This window comes from Listeria monocytogenes (assembly GCF_900187225.1).
Classification (GTDB): domain Bacteria; phylum Bacillota; class Bacilli; order Lactobacillales; family Listeriaceae; genus Listeria; species Listeria monocytogenes.
Genome location: NZ_LT906436.1, coordinates 2,296,822 through 2,310,180, shown reverse-complemented (window position 1 = coordinate 2,310,180; position 13,359 = coordinate 2,296,822). Strand labels below are relative to the sequence as shown.

Annotated in this window: 17 protein-coding genes; 9 read left to right on the top strand and 8 right to left on the bottom strand. The window is 37.5% G+C overall.

Annotation, left to right across the window (positions count from 1 at the left end):
* Positions 1–17: 17 nt before the first annotated feature.
* Both CKV70_RS11690 and CKV70_RS11685 read left to right on the top strand, forming a co-directional pair.
* The gene (locus CKV70_RS11690; protein WP_003726823.1) at positions 18–380 is read left to right on the top strand and encodes a YisL family protein; all 363 of its coding nucleotides are present in this window, start codon (positions 18–20) and stop codon (positions 378–380) included.
* A gap of 83 nt (positions 381–463) precedes the next feature.
* Entirely contained in the window at positions 464–1,366 is a 903-nt protein-coding gene (locus tag CKV70_RS11685; protein WP_003723662.1) for a YitT family protein, read from the top strand.
* 77 nt (positions 1,367–1,443) lie between these two features.
* Here the strand turns inward: CKV70_RS11685 and CKV70_RS11680 are convergent, their stop codons facing one another.
* Entirely contained in the window at positions 1,444–2,289 is an 846-nt protein-coding gene (locus CKV70_RS11680; protein ID WP_077345996.1) for a Cof-type HAD-IIB family hydrolase, read from the bottom strand.
* A gap of 118 nt (positions 2,290–2,407) precedes the next feature.
* Here CKV70_RS11680 and yjfP point away from each other — a divergent pair, with 118 nt between their 5' ends.
* The 3 genes from yjfP (at position 2,408) to CKV70_RS11665 (ending at position 4,488) form a co-directional block, all read left to right on the top strand.
* On the top strand, positions 2,408–3,160 hold the full coding sequence (gene yjfP, locus CKV70_RS11675; RefSeq protein ID WP_003729958.1) for an esterase: 753 nt from the start codon (positions 2,408–2,410) through the stop codon (positions 3,158–3,160).
* Positions 3,161–3,224: 64 nt separating this feature from the next.
* Positions 3,225–3,533, top strand: coding sequence for a metal-sulfur cluster assembly factor (locus CKV70_RS11670; RefSeq protein ID WP_003720638.1), 309 nt, complete (start codon positions 3,225–3,227; stop codon positions 3,531–3,533).
* 79 nt (positions 3,534–3,612) lie between these two features.
* A complete protein-coding gene (locus CKV70_RS11665) occupies positions 3,613–4,488 on the top strand; it encodes a GNAT family N-acetyltransferase (RefSeq protein WP_003731865.1) in 876 nt (291 codons plus the stop codon).
* Here CKV70_RS11665 and CKV70_RS11660 read toward each other — a convergent pair.
* The gene (locus tag CKV70_RS11660) at positions 4,479–4,829 is read right to left on the bottom strand and encodes a PTS sugar transporter subunit IIA (RefSeq protein ID WP_012951919.1); all 351 of its coding nucleotides are present in this window, start codon (positions 4,827–4,829) and stop codon (positions 4,479–4,481) included. The genes CKV70_RS11665 and CKV70_RS11660 overlap by 10 nt on opposite strands.
* A gap of 150 nt (positions 4,830–4,979) precedes the next feature.
* On the opposite strand from CKV70_RS11660, the gene CKV70_RS11655 reads away from it, so the two are divergent.
* The 3 genes from CKV70_RS11655 to CKV70_RS11645 all read left to right on the top strand — a co-directional run bounded on the left by CKV70_RS11655 (position 4,980) and on the right by CKV70_RS11645 (position 6,197).
* A complete protein-coding gene (locus CKV70_RS11655; RefSeq protein ID WP_003723657.1) occupies positions 4,980–5,171 on the top strand; it encodes a ribulose-phosphate 3-epimerase in 192 nt (63 codons plus the stop codon).
* Positions 5,168–5,512: a hypothetical protein gene (locus tag CKV70_RS11650; RefSeq protein WP_003731866.1), complete on the top strand. Its 345-nt coding sequence runs from the start codon at positions 5,168–5,170 to the stop codon at positions 5,510–5,512. Before CKV70_RS11655 ends, CKV70_RS11650 begins: the two co-directional genes overlap by 4 nt.
* A 163-nt stretch (positions 5,513–5,675) precedes the next feature.
* Positions 5,676–6,197 (top strand): type 1 glutamine amidotransferase domain-containing protein, encoded by a 522-nt coding sequence (locus tag CKV70_RS11645; protein ID WP_014601060.1) that lies wholly within the window; start codon positions 5,676–5,678, stop codon positions 6,195–6,197.
* 42 nt (positions 6,198–6,239) lie between these two features.
* Here CKV70_RS11645 and CKV70_RS11640 read toward each other — a convergent pair whose 3' ends face one another.
* Together CKV70_RS11640 and CKV70_RS11635 are read right to left on the bottom strand one after the other, a co-directional pair.
* On the bottom strand, positions 6,240–6,506 hold the full coding sequence (locus CKV70_RS11640) for a hypothetical protein (RefSeq protein WP_003723655.1): 267 nt from the start codon (positions 6,504–6,506) through the stop codon (positions 6,240–6,242).
* Between the two features lie 109 nt (positions 6,507–6,615).
* A complete protein-coding gene (locus CKV70_RS11635; protein WP_003733871.1) occupies positions 6,616–7,908 on the bottom strand; it encodes an NCS2 family permease in 1,293 nt (430 codons plus the stop codon).
* A gap of 172 nt (positions 7,909–8,080) precedes the next feature.
* Between CKV70_RS11635 and CKV70_RS11630 the strand changes: the two genes are divergently transcribed.
* Entirely contained in the window at positions 8,081–8,710 is a 630-nt protein-coding gene (locus tag CKV70_RS11630; RefSeq protein ID WP_009931351.1) for an HAD family hydrolase, read from the top strand.
* Positions 8,711–8,752: 42 nt separating this feature from the next.
* Here the strand turns inward: CKV70_RS11630 and CKV70_RS11625 are convergent, their stop codons facing one another.
* The 4 genes from CKV70_RS11625 to CKV70_RS11610 form a co-directional block, all read right to left on the bottom strand.
* Positions 8,753–9,901, bottom strand: a complete 1,149-nt coding sequence (locus CKV70_RS11625) for a pyridoxal phosphate-dependent aminotransferase (protein ID WP_003731868.1) — start codon at positions 9,899–9,901, stop codon at positions 8,753–8,755.
* A 75-nt stretch (positions 9,902–9,976) separates the two neighbouring features.
* Positions 9,977–10,702 carry an amino acid ABC transporter ATP-binding protein gene (locus tag CKV70_RS11620; RefSeq protein WP_003724134.1) on the bottom strand — a complete coding sequence of 242 codons (726 nt, stop codon included), beginning with the start codon at positions 10,700–10,702 and terminating at the stop codon, positions 9,977–9,979.
* Positions 10,695–12,155 (bottom strand): ABC transporter substrate-binding protein/permease, encoded by a 1,461-nt coding sequence (locus CKV70_RS11615; RefSeq protein WP_014601059.1) that lies wholly within the window; start codon positions 12,153–12,155, stop codon positions 10,695–10,697. Before CKV70_RS11615 ends, CKV70_RS11620 begins: the two co-directional genes overlap by 8 nt.
* A gap of 192 nt (positions 12,156–12,347) precedes the next feature.
* Complete coding sequence (locus CKV70_RS11610; protein WP_003723381.1) at positions 12,348–13,346, bottom strand: inorganic phosphate transporter; 999 nt, start codon at positions 13,344–13,346, stop codon at positions 12,348–12,350.
* Positions 13,347–13,359: the final 13 nt, after the last annotated feature.

Sequence of the window (13,359 nt, the reverse complement as noted above, 5' to 3'; positions counted from 1 at the left end):
GAATGAGGGATGGTATTATGTGGGGTTATATTCATTTGATTTCATGGGTGGCTATTGTTGTACTAACGGTTACAGCTCTACTCATTTATTCGAAATCGACAAAAAGTTTTACAATGTTACAAATGATTAATCGAGTTTTTTATATTTTGGTTATTTTGAGTGGAATTATGATGGTCAAATACAGCATAGAACAAAGCTGGATTCTGGCGATATTTAAGATTCTGATGGGAATCATTGTAATTGGTGTTGTGGAGATGCTACTTAGTTACAGGAAACAACAAAAACCAACAGGAATGTTTTTGATGATTTTTGTTATTGTAGTAGTAATTACCATCTCATTAGGCTTTTATCTATCAGGCGGATATCCTTTGTTTAATTAAAAATCAAAAAAATAATGAAAAAGACTTCTCTTTTCTCTGGAAAGTTGGTATGTTATGTTAGGGCCAAAAAAGGAGAGAAGAAAATGAGTTCAAAAATAGTATATAAAGAGTATGCTAAAAAAACCGCCATTGCAATAATAGCAGCACTTTTAAACGCAATAGGCATGAACTTCTTTTTAATACCAGCACAAGTTTATGCAGCTGGATTAAATGGGGTTGCACAACTAGGTTCAGACATGTTACGTGATTCAATGAATATTTCTATTTCAACAGGGCTACTCGTTCTGTTATTAAATATTCCAGTGGCAATTTTAGGTTGGTTAAAAGTTGGGAAATCATTTACTGTTTTCAGCTTTTTGACAGTTGCTTTTATGTCCTTTTTCTTAATTGTTATTCCAGAGGTACAAGTATCTAATGATATTTTGCTTAATGCTATTTTTGGGGCATTAATCGCATCTGTAGGTATTGGTCTGGCTCTGAAATTCGGTATTTCTACTGGCGGGCTAGATATAGTAGCAATGTATATCACTATTAAAACAGGACGTTCTTTCGGGAAATACTTCTTGCTTTTAAATGGAGTTATTATTATTGTAGCAGGCTTTGCATATGATTGGACATTTGCGCTGTATACGCTCATTTCTTTATATGTTCAAAGTAGAGTCATCGATATTATTCATACAAGACATCAGAAATTGACAGTGATGATTATGACGCAACATTCCGAAACAGTAATTAAAGCAATCCATGAAAATATGGTACGTGGAATTACGGTTGTTGATGCAATGGGCGGCTATTCAAAAGAAGATGTAGCGATGCTTATTATGGTGATTACGCGTTATGAACTATATGATATTACGCACATTGTTGGCGAGTTTGATTCTAAAGCATTTATTAATGTCATGGAGACCTCAAGCGTATTTGGTGATTTTCGTTCAGAAGCAGATCAAAAATTAGCAATGGCGATGTATAAAAATAAAATGATGTAAAAAAGCTGCAAAGTAATGGCTCTTGAATCAAAAATTAGCATTCCTAACTTTTGTAAGACATTACTTGCAGCTTTTTATTATAAGTTTAAGTTTTCTTCTAAATAGACTGCGATCCCATCATCTTGGTTAGATGCTGTTACCACGTTGGCAACGTTTTTCACGGACTCAGTGGCATTTCCCATAGCAACACCAACGCCGGCATAATCAAGCATTTGTAAATCATTCGTTTCATCTCCAAATGCAATGATATCTTTACGGTCAAAACCAAGTGTTTTAGCTGCGGCTTGCACGCCAATGGCTTTATGAATACCGAATTTAATAATTTCTACAGCTGGCCAAGCAGATGCACCCCATGTATGATGAGAAATAACGCCAGAAAGAGATTCATCCAAGTGCTTGCTAATTAAATCGAGTTGGTCCAGTTTTCCGAAAAACAATAATGAAGTAGCATCTGATTTAATCGCATCACGGATGTTTCCGAATACAATATTTTCAGTGCCTAAATGGAATGTTTCAGGAACGCTGTTGTTTCGTTCTTTTAAGAAGACGTTATCTTGTACTTCTGCTGCGATATTATCTAATGAAAAGCCGTTGGAAAAATCAAGTAACTCGTGAACAACTTGTAAATCAATGGCATGGTGATAACCTTCCGCAAATGTAGTGAGTCTAGGATGATGATACACGGCACCATTGAAATTTACAATCGGTGTTGTTAATCCTAGTTCATGGTAATAAGAACCGCTAATTCGATATGGGCGTCCGGTTGCAATCATTACTTCATGACCGGCCAAGCGCGCCTTTTCTAAAGTGTTTTTTGTATGCGAAGAGATAGTTAAATCATCTCTAAGTGTTGTGCCATCAAGGTCTAGTACGATTAGTTTTTTAGACATAGTTTGCTCCTTTAATTCATATGTTTGGTTCAAAGCTGCCCCTTCATGCTAAAATAAGGGCACACATTAATGATAGACGTTTATCACCATTTTGTAAATGATTCTGACCTTTACAATAGCTTAATAAACCTAATAGAAATGAGGCTTCACAATGATTCAAGTAGAAAATGAACAAATTGCGGGAATACCAGTTTTACATATTAGTAATAGCGAAAATGCAGATAAAATGTTACCAACAATTATCTTTTATCATGGCTTTACATCTCAAAAAGAATTATATTTACATTATGGCTATTTACTTGCGCAACGTGGCTTCCGCGTGATTTTGCCAGATGCGAAGTTACATGGCGAGCGCCTACAAGGAGCAAATCCGGAAGACCAGGCTACATTCTTTTGGGATGTGATTGAAACGAATATTACGGAGTTCCCGCTGATTACAGATGAGCTAATTAAAGCTGGGAAAACAGATGCGAATCGTATCGGTGTTGGCGGAGTTTCCATGGGAGCTATTACTTCGCTTGGCCTTCTTGGGCTATATGAAAATATTAAAGTAGCCGTTAGTTTAATGGGAAGTGCCTATTATGTTGATTTTGCTAAAGAGCTATCCAAATATGCGTTGGCGCAAGGGTTAACTTTTCCGTTTGATGTGGATGAACGGATTTTAGCGCTACAAAAATATGATTTAACTCAAAATATCACCAAAATAAATAACCGACCATTGTTACTTTGGCATGGCAAAAAAGACGATGTGGTACCTTTTGCGTACAGCGAAAAGTTATACCAAACATTAGTAGAAGAAAGCTTGGCAGATAATGTGCAATTTATCATTGATGATAATGCAAAACACAAAGTTTCTGTTGAAGGAATGCTACAAGGGGTCAGCTTTTTTGAGAAATTCTTATAATGAAAATCATTCTCATATATGATACAATAAATGTACAAAATGGCAAAAAGGAGGCATATGCTTCATGGATGAGCAACTGAAAGAAAATCTAATGGGCGCACTAGAACAAGTTATCGATCCAGAACTTGGAATTGATATTGTGAATATTGGGCTTGTATACGATGTTGAATTAGATGATGACGGACTTTGCACAGTATCAATGACGCTTACAACAATGGGATGTCCGCTTGCTGGTATTTTGACTGAGCAAGTACAGATGGCGCTTAGTGATATTCCAGAAGTGAAGGATACGAATGTAAATCTTGTTTGGAATCCACCTTGGACTAAAGATCGTATGTCACGCTATGCAAAAATAGCGCTTGGAATACGTTAAATTAAATAAAAATGAGCAGGTAGGACGTATTTCGCGTTGTACCTGTTATTTTTATACGAAGGAATAGAGGATTAGAACGATGAATTATGAAATGATAAGTGATTATAAAGATAATAAAATGTATCGTGATAGTTTTAATAGGCTTGCTGAAAGTACATTTGATATTAATTTTGAAGAATGGTACAGGGACGGCTTTTGGAATGATAAGTATATTTGCTATTCATATATTGATGATAACAAGGTAATCGCGAATGTCTCTATCAATAAGATGAATCTAATTTACCAAGGGGAAGATTACCGCGCTTTGCAAATTGGGACAGTAATGACGCATCCGGATTATCGGGGGCAGGGGCTTGCTAAGAAATTATTAGAGCATGTAATAGCTAAATACGAAGACCAGTATGATTTTCTTTATCTATTTGCGAATGATACTGTACTGGATTTTTACCCGAAATTTGGATTTGAGCGTGTGGAGGAAAGCAGTTTTACTGTAGATGCTTGCAGTTTGAAAAGAGAATCTAGTAATTTAAAAAAGCTGAATCCCGGTAATAAAACGGATTTTCAGCTAATAAGTCGTATTGTATCCGAAAAAACGCCACTTTCTAATATTCTAGATGTTCGAGAAAGTGAAGATTTACTGATGTTTTATGTATTGATTGCCTTGAAAAATGAGCTTTATTATATAGAAGAATTAGATGTAATTGTATTAATGGAGCAAGAAGATGCTGATTTATATGTGCTAGATATACTTAGTACGAAAAAACTAGATGTGGTGGAAGTTCTAAGGTATCTACCTATCAAAAAAATCGAAACAATTCATCTTCTTTTCACACCGGAAAAAAGCAAATACATTGATGCCGCGCATATTATTGAAACGGAAGATATGTTGTTTGTGCGCCCGAATATACTTACGAATGAGAATTATTTCTTATTCCCAGCTACATCTCATGCTTGATTTTCAAGTTTAGTAAGTCGTTCTTCTAAGCGTTGTTGATGTTTATATTGTTCAATAATTCTTTTAGCGAGTTGCAATTCTGCTTGTGCGGTCATTAAGTGATCCTGCCCATGAATAAGTAAAAAGGAAGGATGAGCTACCGTTTCTGAGTCGCGAATGGATACTAATTTCGTTTGCCAAATATGACCTTCTTGGAATTGCTCTTGTGCGATTTGTAAATGTTTATCGGCTTCATCGAATTGATATTTTTCTGCATAATCAATGGCTTTGTATGCTTCTTTGCGCGTGTTTCCGCCATGCAAAATGAGTTTTACAACAGCTTCTTCTACTTGAATTTCCATTTTTCCACCCCAACAGTTGATAGTTTTCTTTCATTGTAGCAAATGCCTGAACGGTATGACAATAAATTAGCAATAAATCAGCCTATGGAACGATGCATTTCATAGTGCTTGGCGTATAATAGGCAATAGAAAAGGTGTGGAGGGATTAAAATGGAAGAACGTTTATACGAACTTGAAGATAAAGTACAGGACCTCGAGCTTGAAGTGCATGACTTGCGCGATAGAATTCAACTACTCGAAGATAAACCAGATGTTCGCTCTAGCTTACTTGGTCATAATGTATGGGTCTTAATTCCATTAGTCGCTATTATTTCTTGGATGGTTGTAGAAATTTTTAGTTGAAGGGGACCTTTAATGGTTTCCTTTTTATTTGTAATATAGTAATTTTTATACAGAAAACGACAATAATAGTGAGGCAATTCTCATCTTTCTTATCTTCGTCACAAAAAATCTATATTTATTTACTTGCTTTTTTCAAGAACAATAGTAAAATAAGTTATAGGATAGAGTTTTACCTCGATGAAAGTTTCATTTTTACTAATGTGATTTTCATGGGGATAAGACCCTATCATGGTTATAATGACTTTTGGTGTATCCATCTTCCAATAGAATGGCAACTAGTCAGACATCTGTTTAGACACCAAAATCATTATTTGTTTTCATTCATCTCATTGGCCGTGTAGTTCATGTCTATGCCTCATCCCGTTATGCATAGGCGCCCGAACATGATGGCAACGCTGGAAATGTTTATTTCGAGCGTCTTTTTTTGTCTTCTTTTATAGGCGGAATAATTTAATAACAATCTGGTTATTGTTATACTGTAGAAGAGGATAGGAGGAGATTTATATGACTTTAAAAGGTAAAAAAGTTATTGCCCTTGTAAGTGAAGACTTTGAGGATTTAGAACTTTGGTATCCAGTGCTTAGATTACGCGAGGCAGGAGCTTCTGTGCATTTAGTTGCAGAGGAAGCAAAAAAGATTTATCACGGTAAGTACGGAGTCCCTGTTACTTCTGATTATGATTTTGATTCTGTTCGCGCAGAAGATTATGATGGGATTTTAGTTCCAGGTGGCTGGTCCCCAGACAAATTACGCCGTTTTGATAGCGTACTAAATTTGGTTCGTGCGTTTGATAAGGCGAAAAAACCAATCGGACAAATTTGCCATGCTGGATGGGTACTTGTTTCGGCCGGTATTTTAGAAGGTGTGAATGTCACAAGTACGCCGGGAATTAAAGACGATATGACGAATGCGGGAGCTATTTGGCATAACGAGCCTGTTGTAACAGACGGTCACATTATTTCAAGTCGTCGCCCACCAGACCTTCCAGAATATTTACCAGCATTTATTTCCGCTTTAGAAGATTAAAAAAAGAAGCATTTCCATATTTTGGGAATGCTTCTTTTTAGTTTAAAAGTAAAAAGTAACGATAAAGCCGATAAAACTAGGAATTGCTGCAACTAAAAGCAGGATACTCCAGCGTAATTGGCTTTTTCGACTAGGGTTTCCACTACGGCCACCAAAGGATACGAATGCGGATAGAATAATGGATGCAAAGACAATGATAGTCGTTACAATGGAATATAAAGTGGATACGGTGTAGTCAGGCATCAAAAAGCTTGCTAGAAAAACAACAACAGCAAGTGCGACACCGGCGAGCAGTGATTTTAAAAACACGACAAGTTCAACTCATTTCTAATTAGTTTCTCTCTTCTTTATAGCAAAAGAGCGGGTTTTTGTCCAATAAAAAAGCGCCTACCTGTATTCAGATAGGCGCTACTATTTATTAATGTGGTAAAAATGCTACGAGAATGAAGAATAATACGGCAATAACGATTAGGAACCAGTTAAGTTCACGCCATTTACCAGTGAATACTTTTAATACTGGGTAAGAAATAAATCCGAATGCTAAGCCGATTGCGATGCTTGAAGTAAGTGGCATAGCTAGAATAACTAAGAAAGCAGGGAATGCTTCATCTAATGTATCCCAGTCGATTTCTTTAACAGCACCAATCATCATACTACCAACAACGATAAGTGCTGGTGCAGTAATAGCAGAAATTCCAGAGACAGCACCAACAAGTGGTGCGAAGAATGCTGATACCATGAACAAGATAGCTACTGTAAGGGTAGTAAGCCCCGTACGTCCACCAGTTGCAACACCAGCTGATGATTCGATATAAGCACTTGTTGGCGTTGTACCAAACATCGAACCAACACTTGTTGCAACTGCATCAGCCATTAAAGCTTGTTTGGCATTTGGCAGTGATTCGCCTTTCATCAAGCCAGCCTTTTTAGCGACACCAATCATTGTTCCTGTTGTATCAAAAATCGTTATGAGCAAGAAGGACAAGACGACGGCATAGAGCCCGTAACTCATCACATCACCGAAAGCGTGAATGGGATTAGTAAAGACAAATTCTGGCATTGGCGGAAGTTTGACGATACCATCTGTAAATTTCAGTTCACCAGTGATAAAAGCAATAATACCAGTAGCAATCATCCCAATGAATAATGCCCCTTTTACGTTTAAAGCAAGCAAGATTAAAGTGATTAAAAGCCCAACAATAGCTAAAATAGCTTCTTTGGAATGTAAGTCACCTAAACCTACTAAGTTGGAATCATTAGAAACGATAATACCTGTCATACGGAAGCCAAGGAAAGCGATAAATAAACCAATACCAGCTGTGATCCCGGCTTTTAAATTATGTGGAATGGCTTCAATGATTTTTTCACGAAGCGGTGTTAAAGATAGTAATAAGAAAATAATACCTGCTACAAAGACCGCAGCGAATGCGACCGAATAATCTAGTTTTTGTGTTGTAACGACTGTAACGAAGTAAGCGTTCATACCAAGTCCTGGCGCAATCGCGATTGGATAGTTAGCGAAAATCGCCATCCATAATGTACCGATAACTGCTGAAATGATTGTTGCCATGAATACAGTATTGAATGGAACACCTGCTGCGGAAAGAATTGCTGGGTTAACTACTACGATATATACCATCGTTAGGAATGTAGTAAAACCAGAGATAACTTCAGTTTTAACATCTGTACCGTTTGCCTTTAATTGAAACATGCGTGTGTTTCACTCCTTTTTTAAAATCATGCTTAATGGTAAATGACGAACATTAAAAACCACAAATACAATATTATTCGTTTTTTACTAAAAAAGCAACCCTTTTTCGAAGATTTCTTAAATAGTTTATCTATGTTACAATAAAAGCATCACTTATACTAGGAGGATGCATGTGAAGGCGGTTGTTTTTGATTTTGATGGAACTATGCTTGATACGGAAAATTTATGGTATACGGAGACAATGAACTATTTGAAAGAGACGTACGGTATTGATTTGCCAGATGAAGTTTATCAACAAATTATCGGGACAAGTGAAGAACCAATTATTCGCTATATGATGGAAGCAACGAACGGGGCTTTTGATAAGGAAGCATTTTTAACTACTGTGGCAGAAGCTTGTCATCTTGGTCAACAATCACTTGGCTTTCGTGATGGTTTTAAAGAGTTTTTTGAACAAGTAAAAGCGAATGATTACAAAATAGGTCTTGCAACAAGTTCGGGATTTGACTGGATTGAGCCTACGCTGAATCGTCTGGGTATTTTAGCTGATTTTGAGACAATACAAACGGCAGACCATGTGGATGAAATTAAGCCACATCCGGCACTTTACTTACAAGCAGTGGAAGCACTTGGGGTTAAACCAGAAGAAGCCGTTGCGATAGAAGATTCCAAAAATGGTGCGCTGTCAGCAATGCAGGCTGGGTTAAAAGTGTATATCGTACCGAATGAAGCTACAAAAAACATCACTTTTCCAAAAGAGGCGACGGTTGTTTCTTCTTTTGCAGAAATCAATTTAAAATAAAAAAAGAGCAAACTTGCCTATGAAGCGAGTTTGCTCTTTTGATTAAAATGTTAATTTGGCTAGGCGATTGAACGCTTCTTCTAGCACGCTGATGTCTTGGGTTGCAGCTAGGCGAACATAATTATCACCAGATTCACCAAAAGCTAGCCCAGGAATTACGAGGACTTGCGTTTCTTTTAACACATATTCTGTAAATGAAACGGAATCCATGTTTGTTTTAGAAATGTTGATAAAGGCGTAAATCGAACCTTTAAGTGGATGTAAAGAAAGATATGGAATTTTTTCGACCCGTTTTGCGATGTATTCTAGGCGTTTTTGGAAGGTTTCTGCTACTAAAGGAATTAGTGTCTCAGAATGATTTAACGCGTAAATAGCAGCTCTTTGAGACGGTGTAGGAGCTGAATAAGTAATTCCTTCATTAATAATCTTCGCAGCTTCGTTTAAATAAGTCGGAGCAATCATATATCCTAAACGCCAACCGGTCATTGCGAAGTTTTTAGACATACTACCGAATGTAATCGTATGGTCCGGTGCGAATTTGGCCATTGGTACGAAGTCTTCATAAAAACTAAAACCATCATATACTTCATCCGATAAAATAAAGAAATCATATTTTTTCGCTAGATTAGCAATTTTTTCAAAGGTTTCTGGTGAAAAAACAGCACCGGTGGGATTATTAGGTGAATTTAAAATTAAAGCTTTTGTTTTATCAGTAATGGCTGCTTCTAAAATATCAACATTAATCGCAAAATCATCTTTTTCGTAGGTTGGAATAATGATTGGTGTACCACCAGAATTCAATACTTGATCTTTATAAGGCGAGAAGTAAGGTTCATGAATAATAACTTCATCGCCGTCGTCAAGAATGGTTTGCAAAGTTAAATACATACCATGAAGCGCGCCGACTGTTGCACGGATTTGGCTACGTTCAAAAGAAAGATCGTAATTACGGCTAAAATAACCACGAATAGCATCAATGAGTTCCACGTCGCCACCGGATTCGGTATATTTTGTATGACCAGCACGAACGTCTTCAAAAGCAGCATTAATAATCGATTCATCCGTAATTAAATCAGGATCACCGATGGATAAATCGAGAATATCAGGCATTGTTTTTGCAAGTGTGCCAATATCAGCGAGAATGTTCACAGGCATTTGTTGATGTTTTTTAGCAATCTTTGAGTGATTCATCATGTATAATTAGCTCCTTTTTTCTATAAGTGCAGATAAACGCCTCGCCTAAAATAGGCAAGACGTAATCTTTGTTTATGCTAAAACTTTTCCTAAAAAGTCTTTTGTACGATCGTTTTGCGGGTTTCCGAATACTTCTTCGGGAGTGCCTTGTTCTTGAATCACGCCAGCATCCATGAAGACAACACGGTCGGCAACTTCTCTTGCGAACCCCATTTCGTGCGTTACGACAACCATTGTCATACCTTCTTTAGCAAGTGACTTCATAACACTTAATACTTCACCAACCATTTCGGGGTCGAGTGCGGAAGTTGGTTCATCGAATAGCATTACATCAGGATTCATTGCGAGTGCTCGGGCAATGGCTACCCGTTGTTGTTGTCCACCAGAAAGTTGGGAAGGATAGCTAGTTGCTTTATCAGCTAGACCGACTTTTTCAAGGAGAGAAAGGGCGTGTTTTTTCGCAGCTGCACTATCTTCATTTTTCACTTTCATAGGCGCTAACATTAGGTTTTCAAGAACGTTTTTATGTGGAAACAAGTTGAAGTTTTGGAAAACCATGCCCATTTTTTGACGAAGTTCGTTGACGTTGGTTTGTTTCGCCATTAGGTCTTTGTTTTCGAAAAGAATCGTACCAGTTGTTGGTTGTTCTAATAAGTTCAGGCAACGTAAGAAAGTACTTTTTCCACTTCCGGAAGGGCCGATAACTACGACCACTTCTCCAGATGCGATTTCAAGGTCAATACCTTTTAAGACTTCTAATTTGCCAAAATGTTTGTGTAAATTTTTAATATTAATCACTTGTTCTCATTCTCCTTTCAGCAACACCTAGTAGTCTCGACAGGCTAAATGTTAGTACAAAGTAAATTAACGATGTAATGATTAGCGGAATAAATGGCTTGAAGCTTGCGCCTTGGACTACGCCAGTCATAAACATTAGCTCTGTTACACCGATAACGGATACGATGGAAGATTCTTTAATAACAGTAACGAATTCATTACCAAGTGCAGGAAGAATATTTTTCACGGCTTGCGGTAAGATGATGTAACGCATGCTAGCTCCTTGTGTCATACCAAGGGAACGAGCTGCTTCCATTTGACCTTTGTTGACAGCAGAAATACCTGCGCGGATAATTTCAGCAACGTAAGCAGCACTGTTTAGCGATAGGGCGATACAACCGGAAACAAAGGCGGATACGTCCATACCGATAATTTGTGTTCCGAAAAAGACGATGAAAATTTGAATAAGAAGTGGCGTACCACGGACAAATTCAATATAACATGCTGCTGGCCAGCGTAACCATCTTGTTTTCGCCAATTTCATGAGGGCTAGTAATGAGCCGAGAATGGCGCCACATAATACGCCGATAGCGGCAAGGGCAATGGTGATTAATGTACCAGTGACAAAGTAATTACCATATTTTTCGTAAAAGCTACCATCTTGGAACATTAGTTTGTTAGCTTCTTTTTGATATTCTTTTAGTAAGCCGGTATCTTGTATATCTTTAATAGAGGCGTTGACTTTTTCTTGTAAAGCAGTGGAACCTTTCGGCATTGCGATGGCTGTTTCTTTGCTACCATTAGCAAATTTGATATCCGCCATAGCGAGTGTCTTATCTTGACTAATATATGCTTCAGCAACAGGGCCTTCTAAAACAACGGCATCTACTTTGTTGCTTTTAAGGTTAAGAATAAGGTCCGGTACTTTTTGAAGGGAAACTACTTCTGAACCAACTAGTTCGTTTTGAGCTAATTCTTCTTGTGTCGTTTGTTTTTGGGCACCAACTTTTACGCCGCTAAAATCATTCACGCTTGTAAATTTATCTTTATCCGTTTTTCTAATCACAACGCGTTGCTGAACGAACATGTATGGATCTGAGAAATCTACTTCTTTTTGGCGTTCGGGCGTCGGGGACATCCCCGAAATAATCATATCAATTTTGCCGGTTTTTAGTGAACCAAGTAAGCTATCAAAGTTCATTTCTTTAATATCTAATTTAACATCTAAATCTTTGGCAATTTTTTCCGCAATACTTACGTCAAAACCAACGACTTTATCTTTACCGTCGATTGTTTGATGAAATTCATACGGTGGATAGTCAGCGGAAAGGCCAACCGTCAAAACGCCTTTTTCTTGAATCTTAGCTAAAGTTTGATCTTCAGTATCAGCGGCGAACACGGATGTGAAGCCAGAAAATACAACTATAAAAACAAGTAAAATTGCTGCAAACTTTTGTAATAAATGCTTCTGCATAAGTACAACTCCCTTTAGTATTTGAGTAATTTATAATCAATGAATCGTTATTATCGATGCTTATTATAATACATCAAAATGATTAAATATGCAATATGTTTTTAAAATAATCTTGCTTTATACTAATATTTATTCATTTTATTCAAAAATATGTATAAAAAGAGCCCCGCATAAGCAAGGCTCTAACAGTTATTAAAGAATGAATCTTAGCACATAGAAGATAAGTGCTGCAATCGTTGCGGAAATAGGAAGTGTGATAACCCATGTAATAATCATGCGCTGAGCAGTATCCCATTTGACACCTTTAACACGGTGAGCTGTTCCAACACCTAGGATAGAAGAGCTGATTACGTGTGTTGTACTAACTGGTAAATGAATGAAAGTGGCACCAAAAATAATGATAACGGAACTTAAATCAGCTGCTACACCATTAACTGGTTTGATTTTCATGATTTTACCACCGACAGTTTTGATGATTTTCCAACCACCAATACTCGTACCAATCGCCATAGCAATCGCACAGGATACTTGAACCCATAATTGCACATCATCCGTTGTTTGGAAACCACTAGCAATTAATGCCATTGTGATAATCCCCATTGATTTTTGGGCATCATTGGTTCCGTGTGTGTAAGATTGTAGCGCGGCAGTTCCGACTTGAATCATCCGGAAGCGCCGATTGGTCGTGGCTAAGTTTAAGTTCTTCAAGAAAACCTTGAAGAGTGAATATATCGTGTAACCGACTACGAAAGCAAGTACAGGGGATACTAATAAACCAATGATGATTTTAGTAAATCCGCTGTATTCAATTGCTGCAAATCCAGCTGATGCAATTGCTGCACCGGCGATGGAACCAATCAAGGCATGAGAGGAACTACTAGGAATTCCGAAATACCAAGTGATTAAATTCCAAGCAATAGCTGAAAGTAATGCTGCTAAAATAACAAGTTCCCCGTGATCTAAGTCAAATGGGTTAACAATGTCTTTTGTAATTGTTTTAGCAACCCCTGTGAATGATATAGCACCCACAAAGTTCATTACAGCAGCGAGGATAATCGCATGTCGTGGTTTTAAGGCTTTTGTAGAGACACTAGTCGCAATTGCGTTAGCTGTATCATGAAACCCGTTGATTAGGTCAAATGCTAGCGCGGCAAGTACGATGACGAGGGTGATGAGAAACATTCCTTCCATCTATCTAGGCCCC